The following is a 20603-nucleotide window of genomic DNA, read 5'->3' on the forward strand; positions in this document are numbered from 1 at the left end:
AAAGAACCTCACCTTAAGCAGCGGGGTTCATCATTATCTCGCCTTGCAGATCCGGTTGAGCTTTCCGCTTTCATGATCCACTGCAAAATAATAGTCCGGCCAGCATCCGTAGGCATCTGCCTCCTTATATCCGCATACGACAGCCGCTTCTGCCGTCGTATGAGAACATAAATAAAGAAACGAGTAGCCTTCAGGACTTTGGACGTGAAACACCTGATTCCCATCTACATCATAGCCGACAAGGTACTCCGGGGCATCTTCCTTTTCCCCTGCAAGCGCCAAAACCCTTCTGGCACTCGGGTAAAACCGTTCTTGAAGAATTTTCATAGCAGGCAAGTCCACCCCTTGAAAAATAGTTCGATACCGCTAAGCATATATCTACAGGTTTATTTACCCAGTTTTTCACATTCCTAACGAGAAAAGCAAGAAATAAAAAACAAAAAATTCTGTTAAGATAAATCTATTGAGAGAGGGAGGAATGACGATGTCTAAAAGAAAAATGATTATCACACAAGATTTGCAGGAGAACCATCTAAATGAAATCAGGGAGCTTGCTTCAGGCTGGGAGGTAATTGCCGGACGGGATGAGTCTGTTTGGAGGACTCATCTCGCTGACGCTGAGATTATTGCCGGCTGGAAAAAAGGAATGGAGGAAACGTGCCTCCATGAATCATCCAAATTGCGCTGGGTACAGTCATGGAGCGCCGGTGTCAACAGCATGCCGCTTCAAGCTTTGGAAAAGAAGGAAGTGCTGCTTACAAGCGCAAACGGCGTCCATGCAAACCCCATTTCCGAAACCATTTTCGCTCTTATGCTCGGATTAACAAGGAAAATTCATGCCTACGTACGCAATCAAAGCGAAAAAAAATGGCACCATGAGAACATGAAGCTTGAAATACACGGCAAAACACTTGGTGTGATTGGAGTTGGCGCAATCGGGCAGGAAACAGCCAAGATTGCAAAAGCTTTTGGAATGACTGTTCTTGGCGTGCGGCATTCAGGCAAACCCGCAGATTTTGTAGATGAGATGTACACTCAAGTTGACCTCAACACCATTCTGCCAAGATGTGATTATGTAGCTGTGACCGTGCCGCTGACGCCGGAAACAGAACGCCTTTTTACATACGAACAATTTAAACGGATGAAGCCTTCTGCTTACTTCATCAATATCGGCCGCGGTGAAGTGGTTGAGGAAGCAGCGCTTATACGGGCTCTTGAGGAGAATGAAATTGCAGGAGCAGGTCTTGATGTGTTTGAACACGAGCCGCTCGGGGTAAAAAGTCCATTGTGGGAGTTTGAGAATGTCATTATCACCCCCCACACCTCCGGATCAACGGAGTTTTACAACGAGCGCCTTACAGAGAACATCCTGATTCCAAACTTGAAAACCTACCTGTCAGATCGCGTCCCTTCTGTTAATTTAGTCGATTACAAAAAAGGATACTGACAGCCGGAAATTTTAAGTATAGGAAGAGCGCTTGTATTGGAAAATAAATAAACGAATACAAATCTGGAATCATAAATGAGGAACCTACATGAACATACAGTTTAATGATCTGGAAAACGTGGCGTTTAAACAGATTTTCGGACAAGCCTCACAGGAAATCACAAGCCTGTCCTTTCACTCTAAGCAAGTCAAGCCCGGGGGACTTTTCTTCAGCATTGTCGGCGGCGAGCATGACGGGCACCAATATATCGATGAGGCCATCGAGCGAGGTGCTTCAGCTGTAGTCGGAACAAGCCGTGAAAAGCTTGAATTGCTGAGCAGAAAATACCCGGAGCATACCTTTCTACTTTCAGACAATGTCCGCGAGACGATGGCACAGTTTGCAAAGATGTTTTATGGCTTTTCAGACGAAAAACTGAAAACCGTCGGAGTTACAGGAACAAATGGAAAAACAACAGTTGCTGCCTATGTCCGCTCATTGCTGACTTTGCTCGGTCTTCCTGCCGGTTCGATAGGAACAACAGGCATATGGGCTTCAACCCATAAGCTTTCTTATAAAAAAAGCACGCCTACTACACCTGAATCAACCGATCTTCACCAAATTTTCCATGACCTCCTTGAGCTCGGAGACAAAGCGGCGGTGATGGAAGTATCCTCCATAGCAACAGACCAGAAAAGGGTTCACGGCATGGAGTTTGATGCAGCTATCCTCACCAATTTTTCTGAAGAGCACCTGGAGTACCATAAAACGATGGATCATTATAAAAAGTGCAAGCTTGCTCTTTTTAAACAATCTAAAACAGCCGTCATCAACATTGATGATATGGAAATGGGCGCAGAACTTGCTGAGACGTTTCCGGGACGGAAGATCACATACAGTCTCGTGCCGGATAGCGGAGCTGATTTGTGCGCAGATGACATATCGTTTTCAGATATAGGCAGCTCGTTCACATTGATATACAAGGGCCAGCGCCACCATGCAGCTGTGCCGGTGTTTGGCACCTATAATATCGCCAATGCTCTTTCTGCCGTTGGAACTGCCCTGCTTTTCGGATACAAAATAACGGATATTCTTCAGGTCCTTCCAATGCTCGAAAGCCCCGAAGGCCGTTTCCAAGTCATCACAGGGCCAGACAACAGGAAAATCATTCTCGACTATGCCCATACGCCGGTTGCACTGACACGGCTTGTGGAAGAGGTCAAAAAAATGAAGTACAACCGTCTGATCGTCATGATTGCAGGAATTGGCATCAGGGATTTCAACAAAATGCCGAAAATGGCTGCTGCCATTGAAGGGCATGCGGATGAGGTGATCGTCACTGTTGACCACCCGGGACATCACGATCCGCAAGTCATTATTGATCAGGTGATGAAGGGATTTTCCGAACCAAAATCACCCAATATTAAAGTAGCGCTTACCCGTAAAGAAGGCGTTATAGCATCACTTGCAGCTGGAGAACCGGACGATATTATCCTTCTCACAAGCGGCTGCATCAACGGAGCACAAATCGTCAAAGGTATGGAAATCCCTCACTCAGATGAAGAGATTATTCAGTCCCACTACGATTCATATTCAGAAGTACGCCATGAGCTTGAAGCCTGAGCCCATGGTTTTTTTCTGTGCAATTGGGCAGTCGCCCTGTCAACATGGGCAGAGCCGCATAGGCTAATGAAGGATTCACTACCATAAAGGAGACTTCAACCTATGAACCCATACCATTTTTATCAAGGCTACGTGCCTCAGCAAACCGACTATTACATGAACTATCAATACAATCCCTATCAGCCTCAATTCCAGCAGGATCAGTTTCAGCAGGATCAATTGGACCCTGACCGCCAGCCGCAGCAATTTCAGTCACTCGAAAGAAGAATTAACCAGCTTGAAAGACAAAACGAGCAGCAGTCCAGAGAAATAAACCGTCAGAATCAGGAGATCCGCAACCTCCGCCGCGAACTCAACCAGACAAACCAGGAAGTCACAAGACTGAACCAGGTTGTCGAACGCCACACAAGAAGACTAAACCGTCTGAACCAGCGCCTGAGAGCCGTCGAAAACAGATTGAATATACCGTTTGCGGCTGAGGATGGATTCTAATTAGAAAAGCAAGAGCTAGTAGTGATCTCCACTAACTCGAAAAGTTATAAAAAACAGGAATCGGACCATCCGATTCCTGTTTTTTATGTCTGGAGTTTTTTCTGTTCTATGTCCAGTAAGGCTGCTTCGGTTTCTTCCCGTGTATGTTTCCCGTCCTTGTGAATGGTAAGTGTTTCTTTGATGGCCATTTGCAGATTTTCCTGTATTTCTTTCAAAGTCTGCAGGTCAAACTGGTTTCTCCCAAGCGTGGAGGTCTGTTTTTGGAAAAGATCATTCGCAGAACGGGTCATTGTTTTGCCGGCATCGGCAGCATGTTTTTGCCTCAGCAGTGTAAGGGCTATAGTTACTTGGTTTTTCCAAAGAGGAATGGCAGTCATAAGGGATGACTGAATTTTTTCTGCGAGCTTCTGGTTTGTTTGTTGAATCATGCGGATCTGCGGTGCACTTTGAATGGTAAGCTCTCTGCTGACTTTCAGGTCGTAAAGTCTTTGATCCAGCTGGTCTGCAAATTGCAGCAGGTCCTCTTCCTCCTGCCGCTTCATCGGGTCGTTATAGCCTTCATTTGCTTTTTTCAGGGCGGGTATTGTCTCGTTGTGCAATTCGCGAAGTTTTATTTCTGCTGCTTCGATGTAGGTATTCAGAGAATGAAAATATTCCTTATTCGTCTCATAGAGCCTGTCGAGCATGACGATATCTGAGAGAAGAACGTTTTTGCTGCGTTCAAGTCTGACACTGATTCGGTCAATCTGTACGCCTGCTTTATGAAATCTAGACAGCACTTCCTGCACAGAGCGTTTTTTTCTGCCGAACAGCCTGCCGAAAAAAGAGGTCTCATCCTGCATGAGATCCTCCGGATTGACATCACTCAGGCTTTTAATGAACTCATCCAGCGTGTCTCCGATCTGTCCAATATCTTTGCGCTGCACCTGATCAAGCATGGTGTTTGAAAAAGCAAGGAGCTTGGATTGAGCAGGGAGACCGAATGATACTAGCATGGCGTGGTTCCTTGGGCTGAGCTGATTGACAAGGTGAAGAACCTTCTCGTTTTCTTCAGCCTGGAGAAGGTTTTCACGCTCTTTAAAAAGGTCGTGATTCATTACATTTTCCACTTTTCATCAAGAGATTTTTTATCCTTGTTAGATTGAATCGAGTGCCTGGCAACGTCAATCTCAAGATTCAGATCATCCAGGTCATCCTGAACCATATTGAAGAGATCCTGTTCAATCAGCCGTTTTAAGTCAGAGAGCGTCCTGCGGGTCTCATTCAGCGATTTTTCAAGCTCGAAATTTCTTTTTGGCTGTGACGATAAAAAGGCATATTTCTCACTGAGCTGGACGGCCGAATCCAGATGGGAAAAATAAAACTTCTCCGCCTGATAAAAACGGCGCGGTTCTCTTTTTGTCAGGGCAACTATTCTTCTCGCTACACGGACCAGTTCTGCACGCTCTTTTAAAGATGGTAGATGCCTGATCGTCAAAAGGGTCTTCTGGAGGCGCGCCATCTTGGGTGCTGCTTCCTCGAGCTGCTTTTTAATGTATTTATAGTCTTTGCGGGTAAGAGCATTTTTCTTTAAAAAACGTGACTTCATCGTCACAGAAGCAATTGAATAGGCGGAAGCTCCGCCTGCAACCGAATAGGCGGCCGCTGCTATTAAGGGCTGATCAAATCCGATCAGGCTGACTGTTCCCGCTGTCCCTGCAGCAGGTAGCGCAGCCATCATCCGGACACTGAATGCCACAAACGGATTCATCATCAATCGACTCCTAACATAAAAATTCTGCCTGTTTATACGTATGTAGCACATGCGGGGTTTCAGTCCTGTGCCAGTAAACTGGAAAAAAAGGCCTTTCTTTTTACTATACAGCATCCCCGCCTATTTTTCTATTGGCCGGTGAATGTACGGGAGGTAAGACTTGAGGCTTAGATGGAGTTATGGTAAAAAAAGAAGTCCTTTTAGCGGATCCTGTTCCATTAAAACTATTTCCAAGCGTGCTTAAATCAGCCCCTTGGGCAAAATAGACAGCAGAAAAAACCGGAAGATTCTCTTCCGGTTTTCATGTGTTGCGTTATTCCGCTTTTTTAGCTGCCGGCTTCGCATCTGATATTTTCCCGAGGAAGAATCCATTCACTTCGTTCAGCTTGCCGCGCCAGATGATCTGGCCTTTTGAAGGGGTGGATTTGCTGTCACCGATGTACACTTTCGTGTTTTTCAAGTGAATGAAATGAGCTTCCCCGCTTCCGTTTTCTTCAATGGATTCACTTGCCCGGGATAACTGCTCGCTCAGATTTTGTGCGACTTCGCTTCCATCTTCGAACGTTTCGCTCAGCGTGTCAAAATACTCTTTCGCTGAGATCATCGTGCCCGAAACAACAGCGCCGTTCACATTGAGCGTAATATCAAGCGCAAAACCGTGCTTGTTTGAAGCCTGTACAAAAAATTCAAGAACACTGTCTTTGGATGAGGCTGTTGCCGTACTCATTTCCACATCTCCTCCTCTTCACACCGTTTTATGATGAAGTGTCGTCGTCACTGCTTAGAGAAGTATCTTCTGACTCTTCATCGTCCTCTTCTTTTTCATCTTTCGCTTTTGAAGCTTTTGCCGTTTTTGCTTTCTTGCGCGCTGGCTTTCTCGGTTTTTTCACTTCATTTTTGCCGTCGTCCATCATTTCCTCTTCTTCTTCGTCTTCTTCGATTTCATCGTCGTCCTCAGAATCATCTTCTGATGCCGCTTTTGATTTGCCCGATTTATTCTTGCTTTGTTCTTCCTCTTCTTCTTCTTCATCATCTTCTTCAACTTCAGAGCTTGTCTGAGTCAGCTGGTTCATTTTTTCCTCCAGCTGCTGCAGACGTTCCTGAAGCGTCTGATTTTCCTGCTTTAATGCTTCATAGTCTTCAGTCGTTGATTCGGCTGATGGTGATTCATCCTGTTCTGTATCATCCGATTGGCTTTTATCCTTCTTGAAAAGATTAGCCGCAGACGATTTTAAGCTTGATGCACCTTTAAATGATTTTTCCTTTGCCGCTTTTCCAAAATCGGCTGCTTTGCTCTTTAAGTCGTCTGTATCAATTTGGGATAATAGTTTTTTTCCGTTTTCAGGTGTTGCCAGGTAGCCTACTGTCGCACCTAGGATTCCTCCTGCAACCGTGCGTTTAATCGGCATGCTTCTTCTTGATGATTTTTCCTGTGTATTCGTTTCTGTTTGTTTATTTTCCTTCTTGCTTTCTGCCTGTGTATTGTCTAATTTTTGTTCTGCCATTGTAAATCCCTCCGATTATTTTAGTTGGTTTGATGTATTTAAACGATTTGAGCCAAGCTGATTTTCAAGCAGCTCCAATCGTTCGTTCAGTTTGCGGTTTTCTTCTTCCAGCGCTTTAGTGTTGCTGTTCTCCGCTTTGGAACTGAGATAAGGATCGTTCTCCCACCAGTCCATGCCGATTTCTTTCGCTTTATCGACAGAAGCGACAATCAGTCTTATTTTGATGGTAAGCAGTTCGACATCGGCGATTCCTACGGTAATATCACCTGCGATGACGACTCCTTTGTCTAAAATCTTTTCAAGCACATCGACAATTGAGCTCGATTGCCCAGTCGTTTGGACTGCCATAGCTTGTCCCTCCAGTGGCCGTTAAAGCAAGCTGCCTAACGGGCCGAGATCTATATTCAAATCTTCGGCATCAAGGCCGAAGACCTCTTTCAATTCTTCCATCTTTTCCTCAAGGTTCATAAGGGCAACTCCAAGATTTTCAATTTGCTCGTCCGTCAGCGTTCCACCCTCCACCCGCCTCATCGCATGACGTTCGACAATTTGCCTGAGAAGCTCAATCACCGTCATGACCAGCTGGGCAAGTCCGTGCTCGGCATTGTCTGGATCAAGCTGGATTCTACCATTTGTTTGGCTGGCCTGTTGCATCGATTAATTCCTCCCTTTGTCTGTCAAATTGTTCGCTTGTGACAGGTTTGCGGTTTCCCGCTTTTGATTGCACAAGGGTTTCAACAGATGCAATCAAAACCCTCAGATCCAGATACACCAGATCCACACCTGCTATCGAGATGATTAAGTCTCCCTTGATAGCAACACCCTTGTCCAAAATGACATCCAATATATCAATAAGGGCGATATCTTTGTTTTCAACTGACTCTCTAAGAGACATCCGGAAAATCCCTCATTTCATTTAAAAACTGGAAAAATGATAAGCTGGCCACGGGCCGGTTGCTTCAATTCTCCATCCGGTTCCCCCTAGCTTTTCATCAGCCTGTTTCATCTCTTCAAGAAACGTTTCCACCTTCTCCGACTGAAGGAGAAAAACACTGTTCCAGGCCATATTCTCTTTCAAGCCTGTAACGTCTTTGTTCCAGTTCTTTTTAATCGCTGCATGCAGGGCATAATGCTTCAGCTGTTCATGCAGCTGTTCACAAACTCGATTCTTCTCGTTTTCCAGCTCATCCTCAATCAGCTTGTCAATCTTCTTCTTTTCAAAAAACTGCCTGCCTTTAGGCAAGACGCTGATTTCCTGCAATTTTGCTTCTACTGCAGGATGGGTTTCGCCAACCTTCTTTTTCAGCACCGGGTCATCACTGTAAATCTTTACGTTCCATTCCTCGTTGCCTTTGAGCGACTGCAGGGTTTCGCTGATTTTAGGCCCGCTTGCCTCAATTGTCTGCTTAAGGCTTTCTTCGCTCTTGTAAATGGTGCAGAACTTTAGAGGAATGATTGTAAAAGATTTATAAAGTGCCGTAACCGTTTCATGATGATGGAACGCTTTTTCCTGCAGCCATTCCATATCATTGTCGATTTTGTCTTTTATGGCTTCTTCTGAAAACTGCTCAGAATCCAGTCTGCAAACAACTGCGCTGACATCGCCAGCTGGGATGGTATATATGTTTTTCTCACCATCAAAGCCCTTAAAAGATGGAAACGATTGATGGTCTGCCTCGTCCGAAGGAATCAGCCCGTATAAATAAATCAAATCGTCCATCTGCTATCCCTCATTTCCCCGTTTGGTCAATTTCTCCCACTCTTCCATCTCTCTTCGTTTGGCTATTTCATACCGTGTTAAAAGCTCATCTTCCTTTTCCTGATACGCTTTTTCCGGTATCTCGCCAAGCTCAAACATCATTTGAAGCTGAATGAGTTTCTGCTGGATCGTCGGGAGATCGTACAATTCTTTTTCTGCTTCTTCCTGAACCTTCTGCCCGATTTTAATCACAAGGTTAATTGGCGCTGCCACCAATTTGTGAAGCATATCAGCTCTCCTCCACTTTTAACCTGATATTAACGAAGTTATAAGCCGGCCACGGACCGCTGTAATGGAAATTCACTTTATCCTTCCATTTCTCATGTGCTTCGTTTACTTTCTCATCAAATTGCTGCTCTTTGTCGCGGTCGATGAGAAACGCCGCATTGAGGAGCATCGTTTCACCTGTCGGCTCATTCGCTTTCGCGGCTTCTGATGCTTCTTGAAGAGGTGTGAAGACTTCCGCCTTAAGTTCATTCTGAAGATCTTCAAACACCTTCTGGGCAATGCCGCCAAGCTTGATGCGCTCGTAGTATCCTGCTGCCTCAGATTTGCCCTTCACGGAAGAAGACATTTTTCCAACCTGCGGATTTTCGTTCACTTTTTCCTCAAGCCACTCTTTGCTGCCGATGACTTTTAACCCGACCTCTATCTTGCCTTTAATGGCAGGAAAGAGCTTTTCAAACTGCGGGTATAAGTTTTCAAGAAGAACTTTGACATCGTCTTCTGTTTTGAACACATTCCCAAAGCTGATCGGAATAACCGTGTCGTTTTTTTCCATAACCTTTGAAACTGTCTGCTGATGCATCATCAGATTCTGCCTGTTTGGATGAAAGATTTTCATCGGTACTTCAGCTGCTACCATTGCTGCGTCTTTGTACCGGATTGTAAAGAGGTTTGTTTCTTCTCCTTCAATCTCTGCTTTCCCGAAATCTTCCTCTTCTGTTAATTGGATACCGCAAAAAAGATAAATACCCATTTCCTGTTCACTCATCATCAAACACTCCCTCTGCACACTACAGTTTGCTGCATTCATCTATAATCAGCCTGGTTGCATCTTCCTGTTTGTTATCCGAATCAAGACACCTGCTGATCGGATGGCACAGAACATCGATGCATAAGCTTTGAAAATCTGAATCTTCCCCGTCAATCGGAATGTCCTGCTCTGATGCAAGCTTTGCAATCATGATTGAAGCTCTTAAGCTTGGACCATTGTTTTTCTGATTCGAGCACGCATCCCGCAAATTCGTAACAAGAGTTGTTATTATTCTTGCTTCATCTTCATCCACATCTGTTTTCTCTGCGACAATTTTCGTTTCCCTCTCAACATCCTTGTAATCGATAAAAATCGTGATGAGACGGTCAAGAAGAGCATCCTGAGTATCATAAACACCTGCATACTCAGCCGGATTGCTTGTGAAAATGACGGCAAAATCAGGGTGGACTTTTATAAAAGGGTCGGTCAATTTAGAACCGTATAAGGGCAGTACACCTTCTTCTAAGATTGATAGAAAAATATTATTCGTAGTAGGCTTGGATCTCGTAAACTCATCATAAACCAGCGTATACCCGTGTTTAACTGCTTCCAGAAGCCTTCCGTCCCGCCACATCTCGCTTACACTTTCGTCCTTTTTATAAACGGACCTAACATAATTATCCACCACTTTTTTACTTGTATAGCCCGTAAAATCACCAATTAAGTCTTTGTTGTTTAATTCATGATTCCCGTGCATAAGCATGACCGGCCGTTTTCTCTTTTTGGCAAGAGCCAGGGCAAGCGAGGTTTTTCCTGCACCGGAGGGTCCCGTAAAATGAACGGAATAGCCCGATTTCAAGTAATGAAGGGATCTCTTGAGAATCCGTTTCGTCTCATCATCCTGTATGAGGGTTCTGGCATCTTTTTTCATTTTCTCTTTTAGGACCGTCATCTTATCTTCCCTCCAAGCACCCTCACTGTTCGGTTCCTATTGCACTTCTGTATCTGATATCAAGCCTTTTAAAAGAAACAACCTCTTTCTCTTTATCAAGCTGGCAATCATAGGTTCCAAGCATTTCATCCTTTGCGTACCGTTTCATGTACTCTTTTTCCTCTATCACTTCAACTGTCACCCGCCACCCCTCGTCCATTGCTTCAACAGAGGTAATTTTATGGGGCGGTGCGACATGCTCACTGAAGAAATCATTCACATTTTTCATAATCTCTTTTATAGACACCTAAAGTCGCCTCCGATTGTTCCGCCGTTGCCTAGCAATAAGCAGGAGCCATCAGGCTCCATGCCGACTATCATGATTAAACGCTGAATTGTGCGCCACGCTCATTTGATTGGGACGGAAGACCTTTTTCTTCCACCTCATCACGCAGCAGGCCGACAGCCTCTGCATAACGAAGCCATGTGTCCACACTCGCGATGACAACGCGCGCTTCAACAGTCAGAATTTCAATTCCAACGACAGACACTCTGACAAACGCATCAATGACAATCCCCTTGTCGAGAATCCGGTCAATAACCTCTGCCAGACTTGAACTGTCCGTACTTTTTTGAATAGCCATTCTTCATTCTCCTTTCGGTTGTGAACCCATTGTCCTGACGTTGGAAGACGATTTAATATCATTGGAACTCTTGATTTTCACCGAGCTTTTAATGTCAGTCGAGCTCTTTATTTTCCGGGCGCTCTTGATATCGTTATACCCTTTAACCTTTTTCTTTTCAGATGATGATGATGAAGACATCTTTTTCTGAAACTCATCACCGGCTTCTTTCACATTGCCGAGCTTATCTTTTACAGACAGAAGAACATCCTGAACTTTTTCCTTTGCTTCCTCAGCCTTGCCGTGAACTTTATCGGCATTCTCATCTTTAGCACGGCCAAGCTTTTCCGAAGCTTCGTTCATTTTCCCCTGCAGCTTTTCTTCTGTAGCCTCGACAAATTTTTCTTTCGCCTTTTCCTTTACCTTTTCTTCTATCTTCTCTTTTACAGGCTCGGGACTCTTGTCGAAGATTTTCTTGCCTGCCTTAAAAAGCGATTTTTTCATGTCATCCATGCCATCACCCTTTCAGGGCAAACTGCTATTTCTTGGCCTCTATCAGCTGATTCAGCATCTCTTCAATCCGCTGCAGCTGGTCGTTCATATTCTTGTTCTCTTCTTTCAGCTCATTATATTGAGAAGAATTCAATTCATTCTCGCCGCCTGAATCCTTTTCTGAATTTGATTCTTTGTCTCTCTTCTTCTTAGGGGCCAAAAGGCTCGTAATATTGCCTTTGTCCAAATATCCCGTTGCCGTCTGGCGAAGCGCTGCCATCGCCTGTTCTGCAATAATTTCCTGTGCTGTTCTTCTGAGCTCCTTGCCTGCCGATCTTACAATCTCGGACTGGCTGAGGCTTCCGAACACTTTTTTGCTCGTTTCAGGACTTGAAAGCAGCCCGATTCCCGCTCCAACCACACCGCCGAGAATCGCCATATTGATTTGATTCTGCCCCCTGTCATCCTGCTCTTCGCTTTGATTCTGCTGTTCCGTTTCTTCCTGGTTTTCCATTTTCTCTTTTGTCTCTTTAGCCATGTTTCATCCTCATTTCTCCATAGATTTATAGTTTTTCCTATTAAAATGTAAAAGCTGACTGGCTGCCTCGCTCATTCTTTTGGCTCTTAAGACCCTCTTCCTCCACTTCGTCCCGAAGAAGACCAACAGCTTCTGCATAGCGAAGCCATGTATCGACACTCGCGATGACAACCCTCGCTTCTACTGTTAAAATCTCGATTCCCACAAGCGACACTCTGACAAATGCATCAATGACGATCCCTTTATCAAGAATCCGGTCTATCACTTCAGCCAAACTGGAACTGTCCGTACTTTTTTGAATACTCACTAGACTAACAAGCTCCTTTCATTGACGATAGAGGCGTGCCCTTATCGCTTTGTTACTTGGGATATACCTTCTAAAACGCCCCTTAAAACATGACTTGGATAATAGTAGAAATAAGATTCCGTGATTTTCCAGTATTTCCGCTTCAAATTTCGAAAACGTCTTCAAAAAAGCCTGAAACGAATGGATTTTCAGAAGATTTCAAAGAGTTTTATGACAATTAAAACAGTTTTGTTACAAGATGATGACGGAGTGATCCAGGAGAGGTTTTTTTACGTTAAGACGTGAAAAAGCCCCGCATTGGAGAATACGGGGCTGATAATGACGTCTATTATATTGACTGGAAGGTAAACGTCCTTTTGGGGATGAAAAAGAGATTATACTTATAAACCATGCTTCCGTTCAAACTTCAAACTCTTCAGCAGATCGTGATTGCTGACCTTATGGTCCCATGTTTTTTTAGCTTCCAGATTCATATAGGGATAAACAAATTCGTCTATCCTTTCATAGAAGGTAAAATCATTCAGTACATTGTAAGTTTTGATGACATATTTTTTTCCGCTTGTTGTTTTCACTGCTACATTATTGTATAAAGTAAACCGGTTACGCTCTAAATCAATATCCTGTATGTCAGATAGGTTAATGGAGAATTTTTTTGAAGCAAGAGTGCCGTCTCTTCCAGGATATATGCTGAAGAGGACTTTTCCGGGCAAAAAACCAGGCAGACCCCAGAAGGTCAAATAGCTCATAATTGGAAGAAAGATCACACCTGCCCCAATATACAAGATGGAATAGGCTGAGCTAAACTGAAACCCCTGGAAGATTAAGAAAAGGCAGACGGCTGTCCCGCCGATTGTGAACAGCCCTGACCAAACACGCATGAAGGTGGAGGGTTTGATTTTCACTTCTGATTCAGGATGATGGTGCACAGCACTTTCCTCCTTACGTTTTGCCTGCTTATTTTTCAGCTTGTATGATTTTTTCTTACATACCTCACATCTTCTAAAAACTGGCTGTTTTCCATTTTTCGATTCCAAACCTCTTTAGCAAGGGGATTCATATACGGAAAAACATAATTATCAAAGTTTTTGACGAAGGTTATTTCACTAATAACGTTATAGGTTTTAATGTAATGAGTTTTTCCGTTTGTTGTTGTAATACGAATATTGTTAAATAAAGTGAGTATATTTCTGGCCAACTCAATTTCTTTTATCTCTTTGATGGGAATTGTATTTTTCTTATATTTTACTAACCCATCTTCACCCGGAATAATCTCAAATAATACTTTTCCGGGAATGTATGCAGGAAGGCCCCAGAACGCCATGTTAGCAAAATACGGAAACAGGAAAAGTCCTGTGCCTAGATAAATTAGAGAGTAAGCAGAACTAAACTTTATTCCTTGCCATGCAAGAAAGGCACATGCGGCAGTTCCCCCCATGGTAAAAAGCCCTGACCATACCCTCAAAAAGTTCAACGGACGAATTTTAATTGCAGTTGTTGAAACCATGGTTATTCTGCCTCCTCCTTTCTATTTTATTTTCATCCACCAATCGATTAAGCTCATTTTGGTAGAAGTTTTTATATCTCATGATTTCTTCTTTCATACCCCATACTCTTTAGAATTTGATCATTTGAAATTTTTCGATCCCATACTTTTCTTGCATTTTCCTCCATATGCGGGTAGACGTGTTCGTCAACAATGTCATAAAAGTTGACTTCATGAAGAAGGTTATATGTTTTGAACTTGATTCTTTTTTCATCAAAGGTTTCCACATAAATTTCGTTAAACAAATTAATGGGGTTTCTTTTGTAGTCGATATTTTTTATGTTAATAAATTCTACTTCGGCTTTTTTTGAAACAATTTTACCTTTACTGCCAGGGAAAATTCTAAATAAAACCTTACCAGGAACAAAACCCGGCAATGCCCATATCGCTTCGTAAACGAAGAAGGGCAAAAACATTAGCCCGCCTCCCAAATAAATGAGAGCATAATTAGATTCAAACTTTAATCCGTTATATATTAGAACAACACAAGATATTAATCCGCCAAATACAAATAAAAACATCCATACATACATGAGAAATGGACCTCTTATTCTAATGACATCTGATGTTTGAGAAGACATCCCCTGCAGCTCCTTTTTGCTGTTAATGGATTCTGGTAAGATTTTGCGCTATTTATCAAGAGGATAGATGGCCTATTATAGTTACGGGTATCAACTTATTTCACTTTGTACTAGTTCGATTGCAAATGTTACTGAAGTTTCCTTATATTTGGGATTCAGGTCGCTGTATTCGGTATTATTGATCGATATTATGATTTTTCCTTACATAATTCATATCATTCAAATATTGATTATTTTCCACTTTTCGGTCCCAAACTTCTTTGGCGTAAGGATTCATATAAGGATACGCATAGTTATCAATCGCTTCTACAAAGGAGTATTCCATCAAAACATTGTAAGTTTTGATATAAACAGTTTTTCCATGAGTTGTGCTAATTCGAATATTATTATATAAAGTAAAGTTATTTCGAACCATCTCAATGTCATTAATCTCTCTAATTGGAACCGATTTGTTTTTCGATCTTATCACGCCATTTTCCCCACGAGTAATCTCAAATAATATTTTACCTGGGATATAAGCTGGAAGGCCCCAGAACATCAGATTCGCCATGAATGGTAAAAACATGAGACCTGTACCAAGGTATAAAATAGAGTAAGATGAATTGAACTTTAACCCTTGAATAATAAGAAATACACAGGCAGCAGTTCCGCCTATTGTAGCTAGACCTGACCAAATCCTCAAACCATTAGAGGGTTTGATTTTTATAGGTTGGTATTGTTCGTGATTATTGTTCAAGTTAAACTCCCCTTCATCGAGCCAGCTAGGAAATTCTATATTAATCAATGTTATGATTTTTCCTTATATATCTCACATCTTCTAAAAACTGACTGTTTTCCATTTTTCTATTCCAAACTTCTTTCGCTAAGGGGTTCATATACGGAAAAACATAATCATCAATATTCTTAATAAAGGTTATTTCACCAATAACGTTATACGTTTTAATATAGATTGTTTTACCATTTATTGTGGAAATGCGAATATTGTTAAATAAAGTGAGTATATTTCTAGCTAACTCTATGTCCTTTATGTCTTTAATGGGAATTGTATTTTTCTTATACTTAATAACCCCATCTTCACCCGGAATAATCTCAAATAACACTTTTCCGGGAATGTATGCAGGAAGGCCCCAGAACATCATGTTTGCAAGATAAGGAAAAAGAAAAACACCTGTAGCAAGATAAATAAGAGAGTATGGAGAATCAAATTTTATTCCCTGCCACGCAAGAAAAGCACAGGCTGCCGTTCCTCCCCATGTAGCAAGTCCTGACCAGACTCTTAGAAAATTCAGGGGACGAACTTTAATTGCAGTTGCTGAATTCATGGTCATTCTGCCTCCAACTCCCTTACTACTTCATTTTCAGCACTTCTTTCATACCCAACATCGTCATACAGCTTCTTCAAGTTCACTTGTCCGTCCCACATTGCTTTTGCCTCCACATTCATATATGGATAAATGTACTGATCTACCAATACAGCAAAATCCGTATCATCAATAAGGTCATACGTGGGAATCCGGAACGATACTCCTTCAACATTTTCGACGTATATGCTATTTACTAACGTCAGTCCATTCCTTCGCAATTCTATGTGTTTGAAATCTGCGAATGATATGTCCCCTTTTCTCGATGTGACAGAACCCCCGGGGCCCTGAACAATTGAAAAAAGGCTTCTTCCCGGTATGAGGCCAGGAAGAAACCAGCAAAATAAATAGAGAAAAACCGGGAAGAAAATAAGTCCCCCAAATAGCCATATGAATGAGTAACCGGAAGTGAATTTAAACCCTTCAATTAGTAAATAACCGGTGCCCAGTAAGCCTCCGATAATGAAAGCGGACAAGATTGAATAATAAAAACGGCTGCCTTTAATATCAATGGTATTTGATTTCTTCATTCACAAGAACTCCTCTATAAAAGTTATTCCACTTTCCTTTCATACTTTGCATCTTCGAACAGCTGATCAAGATTAACATGCCGGTCCCACACTGTTTTAGCATCCTGATTCATATGCGGGTAGATATACCGGTCAACTAAAACAGCAAAGTCCGTATCATCAAGCTGATTGTATGTTCGGATTCTAGCGATTTTACCATCATATGTTTCAATGACAATATCATTGATCAAATTAAGGGGATTCCTTACGAACCTGATATTTTTTATGCTTGTAAAAGGAATGTTCTTGCTTTTACTGTTCACACTGCCATTCGGACCCTCAGTTAAACTTAGAAGAACCTTACCTGGAACAAATCCCGGAAGCGACCATAATGTCAGATAGAGAAAAACAGGAGACAGCAAGATGCCTCCCCCAAGGTAGAAGAACGAATACTTTGAATCAAATTTCAAACCATTTGCGATAAGGAAAGCACATGCTGCGAGACCGCCGAACGTGGCCAGCAACATCCAGACGTACATGAATTTGGAGCCTTTGATATGGACTATGTTTTGATTGGTTGTAAGATTAAGCAAGATGAAATCACCCTTTACTTCTTTATAAGAAGTGACACCCTTTCTTCAATCTATATCATGATTTCTTCTTTCATACTCCATGCTTTTTAAAAGTTGATCATTTGTAATTTTTCGATCCCAGACTTTTTTCGCATTTTCTTCCATATGCGGGTACACGTGTTCGTCAACAATGTCATAAAAGTTGACTTCATGCAGAAGATTGTATGTTATAAATTTAATTTTTTTATTATCAAAGGTTTCTACTTGAATTTCATTAAACAAATTTATTGGATTCCTTTTATAGTCTATGTTTTTTATATTGCTGAACTGCACTTCCCTTTTTTTTGAAATAATTTTACCCTTTTTTCCTGGAATAATAGTAAACAAGACTTTACCAGGAACAAGACTTGGCAATGCCCAAATTGCTTCGTACAAGAAAAAAGGGAAGAATATCAACCCTCCGCCTAAATAAATTAGAGCGTAATCGGACTCAAACTTTAGTCCATTTTGTATTAAAACAATACATGCTATTAAACCACCAAAAATAAACAGAAACATCCATACATACATAGCAAAATGTCCTCTTATTTTAATGGCTTCTTTATCTGGTGATGTTATAGAAGACAACCAATACAGCTCCTTTTAAAGTAAAGAGTATTCATTTTTATTAATAAATTGATTCAATATATCTTCATTATAATTTTCAACTTTATAAGCATCTTTCTTTGTCCTGGTTATTAACCAAGATCTCTTAATACCTGGTATTATAAAACACACGTCCAATAAATCAGGAGTGTTTTCTTGATCATATTCTAAGTAGACTAAGCTATTCATTTTCCCCTCTCTTCTAGTTAAATCTTCAATGAACTCGCTACCCACAATAGATTTTATAGTAGAAGCGATTTCTGTTTTCTTTTCGCTGACTGATTCTAACAAACTCTCAAATTCTTCTCTTTCAATTTCAAACACCTGTTTATCAGAAGCTCTGTCAATAAGTTCAAAAAAGTTCTGTATATTTTCTGAAATATTTTCTAATGAAGACTTACTGACTTGGTGCACTTGATTATCATACAAGAGTTTATGCGAATAAATATAATCACCTCTTAAATGATAAGAGATTGTTTCCTCACTCATTGTATCGGTAAACTTAGAGGCTTTAATTGTCTTATCAGCATATATAAGAATTTCTACAAATTCTTTGTATTCTTCTTTTAAAATATACCTGTTTTTTTCCTCAGTAACCATATCCTTTGCAAGGAGAGACCTAGCTGAAGATTCTAACAGCTGTCTTAATTCTGCTTCTGTCATATCAGGAAAATACATATCTTTAATTGACATACCCTGTTCATAATAACCTTCACTGTAAAATGCAAAAATCAGCTCTTCAACGCTTAATTTAATCGTAGTCATAAATCCTCCCTTAAACATTTATTAACCAAAAATACTTTTAGCCCCTTTTAATAATGAACTCGCTGTATCTTTAGCTTTTGAAAGACCTTCACCAATTTCTTTGACTTTTTTTATTGGATTATTCAAGGTCTCTCTTATTTGTTCGTTCGCTTTATCTTTCAATTTATTAAATCCTTCAACCGCTTGACCAGCTGCTTCAATTCCACTTTTCCCGAAATCCAGAGTAGCCTGAATTGGAGTTTCAAATGCAATGGCTGCTTTTTCAGCAATTCCTGCTGTCAGTTTAGCTGCTTGTTCTCCAACAAGTCCTCCAACAAAAGATCCTACTGAAGCTCCAACTACAGTACCAACCGGCCCTGCAAAGCTTCCAATGGCCCCACCAATTACTGCACCACCAATTGCTCCTCCAGAAACAAATACAGTTTTATTTACTGCATTTCCAACTGCTTTAGCATTTTCTCTTTTCAGTACATCAGGCATATCTCCATACTTTGCGTAGTTTTCAGAGATTTTCAGTCCCATTCCTACAGTTTCAGTAGCTCCTGTTATTACTAAAGTACTTACTACATTTGTTTTCCCGAATTTAAGGAGGTTGTTACCGAAATCTTTCAATACCGAAGGTTTAACCTGACCCTTAGTTATACCTCCCCATAGAGCTTTTGAACTATTACTATAATTAACAACATCACCCGGCAAATATTTTGCATACTTCTTATGAACTAAATCAGCGAAAGGCGTGTCTTTGTATTTATTAAAAATGAAAGAAGGACTAAGTAATCCTTTTGCAACACGTTTGTAGTTAGATGCATCTACTATGTCAGATAACTTTCCAAGAGTACTTAAATGTCTGAAAGAATATGCTCCATCCATATTTTTTGCAAACTGAGTTACTCCCAGCCCATAATATGCAAGCTGTCTAGAAACTAGCCCTCCCATTGCAACCATTGTTCCATATTTGTTATGGATGTTGTACATCCTTCCAAGCAAGTCATCTTTTTCTGCAAATTTATTCGCAGTCATTCTAACATCTTGTTCAATTTCACTCAATCTATCAGAAAGAGCCTGGCCTGTATGCCATGGGTCTCCAACTGAATAAAAACAGTGAGCATATTCTGGAGGAGCGCTCAATATTAAACTAGCCAGCGACCTATGAAGTTGTTTTGATTCTTCATCAATATCTGTCAACTTAAAGACCAGCTCATTTGAAAGTTCATCCAGTTTATTAGGATCCACTGAAATTTTGTTGCTCATAAGAATAAAACCTCACTTCCATTTTTAAATATTGCGCTCAAATCATCTGAAAAAATTGATATCCTAATATTGTGATTTGAATAGGCAGAATAAAAAAGTCTATGCAGCCGGGAAGTACACAGCCTCCTCTTGCTGCGTCATCAGGATCTTGGTTGTTTTTTTTCTTGTTTGTCAAAATACACACCTCATCGTTCAAATTAAATTCAGCAGTTGATAACCTAATACTCCAAGCTGGAGAGGAATGATGAAAAAATCCAAACAGCTCGGCATACAGCCATCGTCTCCTGGAATATCCTTTTTCTTCTTCTTGCGATTGTAGTTTGGATCATGGTCATTTCTGTGATCATTTCTCATATTACACCTCAGAGATTCTCACACAATCTGTATCAACTGATAAGCAACAATGCCTATCTGCAATGGGATGATAAAGAAATCAACACAGCCGGGAACGCAGCCATCATTCATTCCCTGCTTCCCGTCAACTTCTTTCTTCTTTTTCTTCCGGTTATAATTTGGATCGTGGTCATAACGATGGCTCATATCAAATTCCCGCTTTCTTACTGCACATCCAGCTTCTTCAGCCTCAATATGCGCTCCATTCTCTCTAATTCTTCCTGTCTTTCAATCTCTTCGCGCACGCGGTCGACGGAGTCTGCTGCTGCTTCTAGTTCGCGGCTGATGTCGTACAGGTTGTCTGAGTGGCGCTGGAAGAGGATCTTGGCTTCGTCCATGGCGGAATCGAATTTGTCACGGGCCTTGCCGCTCCATGTTGCTGCTTTTTCGTTTGTTTCCTGCACTAGCTTTGATTCCTGGTCTTTGACGGAATCAGATGCGTGCTGAAAAGTTCTTGCAAGGGATCTGACTTGATCTGAATTCATCGTTTTCACCTCTATTTTTTTGACATTTTCTATGTACTTTCGTCTTTTTTCATCAAGATTTACACGTTTTTG

Annotated in this window: 32 protein-coding genes; 3 read left to right on the forward strand and 29 right to left on the reverse strand. The window is 41.5% G+C overall.

What is annotated here, in order from left to right; genetic code table 11:
* Window positions 1-33: 33 nt before the first annotated feature.
* The gene (locus RKD52_RS19475; protein WP_454101006.1) at window positions 34-327 is read right to left on the reverse strand and encodes a hypothetical protein; all 294 of its coding nucleotides are present in this window, start codon (window positions 325-327) and stop codon (window positions 34-36) included.
* Between the two features lie 157 nt (window positions 328-484).
* On the opposite strand from RKD52_RS19475, the gene RKD52_RS19480 reads away from it, so the two are divergent.
* The 3 genes from RKD52_RS19480 (at window position 485) to RKD52_RS19490 (ending at window position 3542) form a co-directional block, all read left to right on the forward strand.
* Window positions 485-1447: a D-2-hydroxyacid dehydrogenase gene (locus tag RKD52_RS19480; protein WP_454101007.1), complete on the forward strand. Its 963-nt coding sequence runs from the start codon at window positions 485-487 to the stop codon at window positions 1445-1447.
* Window positions 1448-1535: 88 nt separating this feature from the next.
* Window positions 1536-3050, forward strand: a complete 1515-nt coding sequence (locus tag RKD52_RS19485) for a UDP-N-acetylmuramoyl-L-alanyl-D-glutamate--2,6-diaminopimelate ligase (RefSeq protein ID WP_454101008.1) — start codon at window positions 1536-1538, stop codon at window positions 3048-3050.
* A 102-nt stretch (window positions 3051-3152) separates the two neighbouring features.
* Entirely contained in the window at window positions 3153-3542 is a 390-nt protein-coding gene (locus RKD52_RS19490; protein WP_454101009.1) for a hypothetical protein, read from the forward strand.
* An 83-nt stretch (window positions 3543-3625) separates the two neighbouring features.
* Here the strand turns inward: RKD52_RS19490 and RKD52_RS19495 are convergent, their stop codons facing one another.
* From RKD52_RS19495 to RKD52_RS19630, 28 genes are all read right to left on the reverse strand, one after another.
* A complete protein-coding gene (locus tag RKD52_RS19495) occupies window positions 3626-4639 on the reverse strand; it encodes a toxic anion resistance protein (RefSeq protein ID WP_454101010.1) in 1014 nt (337 codons plus the stop codon).
* Window positions 4639-5295, reverse strand: coding sequence for a 5-bromo-4-chloroindolyl phosphate hydrolysis family protein (locus tag RKD52_RS19500; protein ID WP_454101011.1), 657 nt, complete (start codon window positions 5293-5295; stop codon window positions 4639-4641). Before RKD52_RS19500 ends, RKD52_RS19495 begins: the two co-directional genes overlap by 1 nt.
* 313 nt (window positions 5296-5608) lie before the next feature.
* Window positions 5609-6022, reverse strand: a complete 414-nt coding sequence (gene gvpU / locus RKD52_RS19505; RefSeq protein WP_454101012.1) for a gas vesicle accessory protein GvpU — start codon at window positions 6020-6022, stop codon at window positions 5609-5611.
* 28 nt (window positions 6023-6050) lie between these two features.
* A complete protein-coding gene (gvpT, locus tag RKD52_RS19510) occupies window positions 6051-6800 on the reverse strand; it encodes a GvpT/GvpP family gas vesicle accessory protein (protein WP_454101013.1) in 750 nt (249 codons plus the stop codon).
* Window positions 6801-6815: 15 nt separating this feature from the next.
* Entirely contained in the window at window positions 6816-7148 is a 333-nt protein-coding gene (locus tag RKD52_RS19515; RefSeq protein ID WP_029285694.1) for a gas vesicle protein, read from the reverse strand.
* A gap of 21 nt (window positions 7149-7169) precedes the next feature.
* Window positions 7170-7454 carry a gas vesicle protein K gene (locus tag RKD52_RS19520; RefSeq protein WP_029285693.1) on the reverse strand — a complete coding sequence of 95 codons (285 nt, stop codon included), beginning with the start codon at window positions 7452-7454 and terminating at the stop codon, window positions 7170-7172.
* On the reverse strand, window positions 7426-7695 hold the full coding sequence (locus RKD52_RS19525; protein WP_029285691.1) for a gas vesicle protein: 270 nt from the start codon (window positions 7693-7695) through the stop codon (window positions 7426-7428). The genes RKD52_RS19520 and RKD52_RS19525 overlap by 29 nt, the downstream gene beginning before the upstream one ends.
* A 21-nt stretch (window positions 7696-7716) precedes the next feature.
* Window positions 7717-8520 carry a GvpL/GvpF family gas vesicle protein gene (locus tag RKD52_RS19530; protein WP_454101014.1) on the reverse strand — a complete coding sequence of 268 codons (804 nt, stop codon included), beginning with the start codon at window positions 8518-8520 and terminating at the stop codon, window positions 7717-7719.
* A gap of 3 nt (window positions 8521-8523) precedes the next feature.
* Window positions 8524-8787 (reverse strand): gas vesicle protein GvpG, encoded by a 264-nt coding sequence (locus tag RKD52_RS19535; RefSeq protein ID WP_454101015.1) that lies wholly within the window; start codon window positions 8785-8787, stop codon window positions 8524-8526.
* Between the two features lies 1 nt (window position 8788).
* The gene (locus tag RKD52_RS19540) at window positions 8789-9556 is read right to left on the reverse strand and encodes a GvpL/GvpF family gas vesicle protein (protein ID WP_454101016.1); all 768 of its coding nucleotides are present in this window, start codon (window positions 9554-9556) and stop codon (window positions 8789-8791) included.
* A 19-nt stretch (window positions 9557-9575) separates the two neighbouring features.
* Complete coding sequence (gene gvpN, locus RKD52_RS19545; RefSeq protein ID WP_454101017.1) at window positions 9576-10487, reverse strand: gas vesicle protein GvpN; 912 nt, start codon at window positions 10485-10487, stop codon at window positions 9576-9578.
* 22 nt (window positions 10488-10509) lie between these two features.
* Complete coding sequence (gene gvpO / locus RKD52_RS19550) at window positions 10510-10773, reverse strand: gas vesicle protein GvpO (RefSeq protein ID WP_029285681.1); 264 nt, start codon at window positions 10771-10773, stop codon at window positions 10510-10512.
* 76 nt (window positions 10774-10849) lie between these two features.
* Window positions 10850-11110 (reverse strand): gas vesicle protein GvpJ, encoded by a 261-nt coding sequence (gene gvpJ, locus RKD52_RS19555; protein WP_029285679.1) that lies wholly within the window; start codon window positions 11108-11110, stop codon window positions 10850-10852.
* A 3-nt stretch (window positions 11111-11113) separates the two neighbouring features.
* Entirely contained in the window at window positions 11114-11602 is a 489-nt protein-coding gene (gene gvpQ / locus RKD52_RS19560) for a gas vesicle protein GvpQ (RefSeq protein ID WP_454101018.1), read from the reverse strand.
* A gap of 25 nt (window positions 11603-11627) precedes the next feature.
* Window positions 11628-12119: a GvpT/GvpP family gas vesicle accessory protein gene (gene gvpT / locus RKD52_RS19565; protein WP_454101019.1), complete on the reverse strand. Its 492-nt coding sequence runs from the start codon at window positions 12117-12119 to the stop codon at window positions 11628-11630.
* A 40-nt stretch (window positions 12120-12159) separates the two neighbouring features.
* On the reverse strand, window positions 12160-12426 hold the full coding sequence (gene gvpA, locus RKD52_RS19570; protein WP_029285673.1) for a gas vesicle structural protein GvpA: 267 nt from the start codon (window positions 12424-12426) through the stop codon (window positions 12160-12162).
* A gap of 380 nt (window positions 12427-12806) precedes the next feature.
* The gene (locus tag RKD52_RS19575) at window positions 12807-13352 is read right to left on the reverse strand and encodes a DUF5381 family protein (protein WP_454101020.1); all 546 of its coding nucleotides are present in this window, start codon (window positions 13350-13352) and stop codon (window positions 12807-12809) included.
* A gap of 35 nt (window positions 13353-13387) precedes the next feature.
* Window positions 13388-13930 carry a DUF5381 family protein gene (locus tag RKD52_RS19580; RefSeq protein WP_454101021.1) on the reverse strand — a complete coding sequence of 181 codons (543 nt, stop codon included), beginning with the start codon at window positions 13928-13930 and terminating at the stop codon, window positions 13388-13390.
* 71 nt (window positions 13931-14001) lie between these two features.
* A complete protein-coding gene (locus RKD52_RS19585) occupies window positions 14002-14550 on the reverse strand; it encodes a DUF5381 family protein (RefSeq protein ID WP_454101022.1) in 549 nt (182 codons plus the stop codon).
* A 175-nt stretch (window positions 14551-14725) separates the two neighbouring features.
* The gene (locus tag RKD52_RS19590) at window positions 14726-15286 is read right to left on the reverse strand and encodes a DUF5381 family protein (protein WP_454101023.1); all 561 of its coding nucleotides are present in this window, start codon (window positions 15284-15286) and stop codon (window positions 14726-14728) included.
* Window positions 15287-15326: 40 nt separating this feature from the next.
* Complete coding sequence (locus tag RKD52_RS19595; protein WP_454101024.1) at window positions 15327-15872, reverse strand: DUF5381 family protein; 546 nt, start codon at window positions 15870-15872, stop codon at window positions 15327-15329.
* Between the two features lie 2 nt (window positions 15873-15874).
* Window positions 15875-16441: a DUF5381 family protein gene (locus RKD52_RS19600; protein WP_454101025.1), complete on the reverse strand. Its 567-nt coding sequence runs from the start codon at window positions 16439-16441 to the stop codon at window positions 15875-15877.
* A gap of 23 nt (window positions 16442-16464) precedes the next feature.
* Window positions 16465-17013: a DUF5381 family protein gene (locus RKD52_RS19605; protein WP_454101026.1), complete on the reverse strand. Its 549-nt coding sequence runs from the start codon at window positions 17011-17013 to the stop codon at window positions 16465-16467.
* Between the two features lie 45 nt (window positions 17014-17058).
* On the reverse strand, window positions 17059-17619 hold the full coding sequence (locus RKD52_RS19610) for a DUF5381 family protein (RefSeq protein ID WP_454101027.1): 561 nt from the start codon (window positions 17617-17619) through the stop codon (window positions 17059-17061).
* Between the two features lie 15 nt (window positions 17620-17634).
* Window positions 17635-18402, reverse strand: a complete 768-nt coding sequence (locus tag RKD52_RS19615; RefSeq protein WP_454101028.1) for a hypothetical protein — start codon at window positions 18400-18402, stop codon at window positions 17635-17637.
* Between the two features lie 21 nt (window positions 18403-18423).
* The gene (locus tag RKD52_RS19620) at window positions 18424-19653 is read right to left on the reverse strand and encodes a hypothetical protein (protein ID WP_454101029.1); all 1230 of its coding nucleotides are present in this window, start codon (window positions 19651-19653) and stop codon (window positions 18424-18426) included.
* Between the two features lie 372 nt (window positions 19654-20025).
* The gene (locus RKD52_RS19625) at window positions 20026-20193 is read right to left on the reverse strand and encodes a hypothetical protein (protein ID WP_454101030.1); all 168 of its coding nucleotides are present in this window, start codon (window positions 20191-20193) and stop codon (window positions 20026-20028) included.
* 17 nt (window positions 20194-20210) lie between these two features.
* Complete coding sequence (locus RKD52_RS19630; protein WP_369735259.1) at window positions 20211-20531, reverse strand: WXG100 family type VII secretion target; 321 nt, start codon at window positions 20529-20531, stop codon at window positions 20211-20213.
* Between the last annotated feature and the right edge of the window lie 72 nt (window positions 20532-20603).

It is taken from the genome of Metabacillus sp. SLBN-84 (assembly GCF_053629595.1).

Excerpts from the sequence above, each read along its gene's own strand:
- gvpT (WP_454101013.1), bottom strand. The coding sequence starts at position 6,800 with ATGGCAGAACAAAAATTAGACAATACACAGGCAGAAAGCAAGAAGGAA.
- RKD52_RS19600 (WP_454101025.1), bottom strand. The coding sequence starts at position 16,441 with ATGAAGAAATCAAATACCATTGATATTAAAGGCAGCCGTTTTTATTAT.
- RKD52_RS19625 (WP_454101030.1), bottom strand. The coding sequence starts at position 20,193 with ATGAGCCATCGTTATGACCACGATCCAAATTATAACCGGAAGAAAAAG.
- RKD52_RS19620 (WP_454101029.1), bottom strand. The coding sequence starts at position 19,653 with ATGAGCAACAAAATTTCAGTGGATCCTAATAAACTGGATGAACTTTCA.
- gvpJ (WP_029285679.1), bottom strand. The coding sequence starts at position 11,110 with ATGGCTATTCAAAAAAGTACGGACAGTTCAAGTCTGGCAGAGGTTATT.
- RKD52_RS19500 (WP_454101011.1), bottom strand. The coding sequence starts at position 5,295 with ATGATGAATCCGTTTGTGGCATTCAGTGTCCGGATGATGGCTGCGCTA.
- gvpQ (WP_454101018.1), bottom strand. The coding sequence starts at position 11,602 with ATGGATGACATGAAAAAATCGCTTTTTAAGGCAGGCAAGAAAATCTTC.
- RKD52_RS19520 (WP_029285693.1), bottom strand. The coding sequence starts at position 7,454 with ATGCAACAGGCCAGCCAAACAAATGGTAGAATCCAGCTTGATCCAGAC.
- RKD52_RS19630 (WP_369735259.1), bottom strand. The coding sequence starts at position 20,531 with ATGAATTCAGATCAAGTCAGATCCCTTGCAAGAACTTTTCAGCACGCA.
- RKD52_RS19530 (WP_454101014.1), bottom strand. The coding sequence starts at position 8,520 with ATGGACGATTTGATTTATTTATACGGGCTGATTCCTTCGGACGAGGCA.
- RKD52_RS19540 (WP_454101016.1), bottom strand. The coding sequence starts at position 9,556 with ATGATGAGTGAACAGGAAATGGGTATTTATCTTTTTTGCGGTATCCAA.
- RKD52_RS19580 (WP_454101021.1), bottom strand. The coding sequence starts at position 13,930 with ATGGTTTCAACAACTGCAATTAAAATTCGTCCGTTGAACTTTTTGAGG.
- RKD52_RS19525 (WP_029285691.1), bottom strand. The coding sequence starts at position 7,695 with ATGTCTCTTAGAGAGTCAGTTGAAAACAAAGATATCGCCCTTATTGAT.
- RKD52_RS19475 (WP_454101006.1), bottom strand. The coding sequence starts at position 327 with ATGAAAATTCTTCAAGAACGGTTTTACCCGAGTGCCAGAAGGGTTTTG.
- gvpU (WP_454101012.1), bottom strand. The coding sequence starts at position 6,022 with ATGAGTACGGCAACAGCCTCATCCAAAGACAGTGTTCTTGAATTTTTT.
- RKD52_RS19615 (WP_454101028.1), bottom strand. The coding sequence starts at position 18,402 with ATGACTACGATTAAATTAAGCGTTGAAGAGCTGATTTTTGCATTTTAC.
- RKD52_RS19490 (WP_454101009.1), top strand. The coding sequence starts at position 3,153 with ATGAACCCATACCATTTTTATCAAGGCTACGTGCCTCAGCAAACCGAC.
- RKD52_RS19495 (WP_454101010.1), bottom strand. The coding sequence starts at position 4,639 with ATGAATCACGACCTTTTTAAAGAGCGTGAAAACCTTCTCCAGGCTGAA.
- gvpT (WP_454101019.1), bottom strand. The coding sequence starts at position 12,119 with ATGGCTAAAGAGACAAAAGAGAAAATGGAAAACCAGGAAGAAACGGAA.
- RKD52_RS19515 (WP_029285694.1), bottom strand. The coding sequence starts at position 7,148 with ATGGCAGTCCAAACGACTGGGCAATCGAGCTCAATTGTCGATGTGCTT.
- RKD52_RS19535 (WP_454101015.1), bottom strand. The coding sequence starts at position 8,787 with ATGCTTCACAAATTGGTGGCAGCGCCAATTAACCTTGTGATTAAAATC.
- RKD52_RS19485 (WP_454101008.1), top strand. The coding sequence starts at position 1,536 with ATGAACATACAGTTTAATGATCTGGAAAACGTGGCGTTTAAACAGATT.
- gvpN (WP_454101017.1), bottom strand. The coding sequence starts at position 10,487 with ATGACGGTCCTAAAAGAGAAAATGAAAAAAGATGCCAGAACCCTCATA.
- RKD52_RS19480 (WP_454101007.1), top strand. The coding sequence starts at position 485 with ATGTCTAAAAGAAAAATGATTATCACACAAGATTTGCAGGAGAACCAT.
- RKD52_RS19585 (WP_454101022.1), bottom strand. The coding sequence starts at position 14,550 with ATGTCTTCTCAAACATCAGATGTCATTAGAATAAGAGGTCCATTTCTC.
- RKD52_RS19595 (WP_454101024.1), bottom strand. The coding sequence starts at position 15,872 with ATGAATTCAGCAACTGCAATTAAAGTTCGTCCCCTGAATTTTCTAAGA.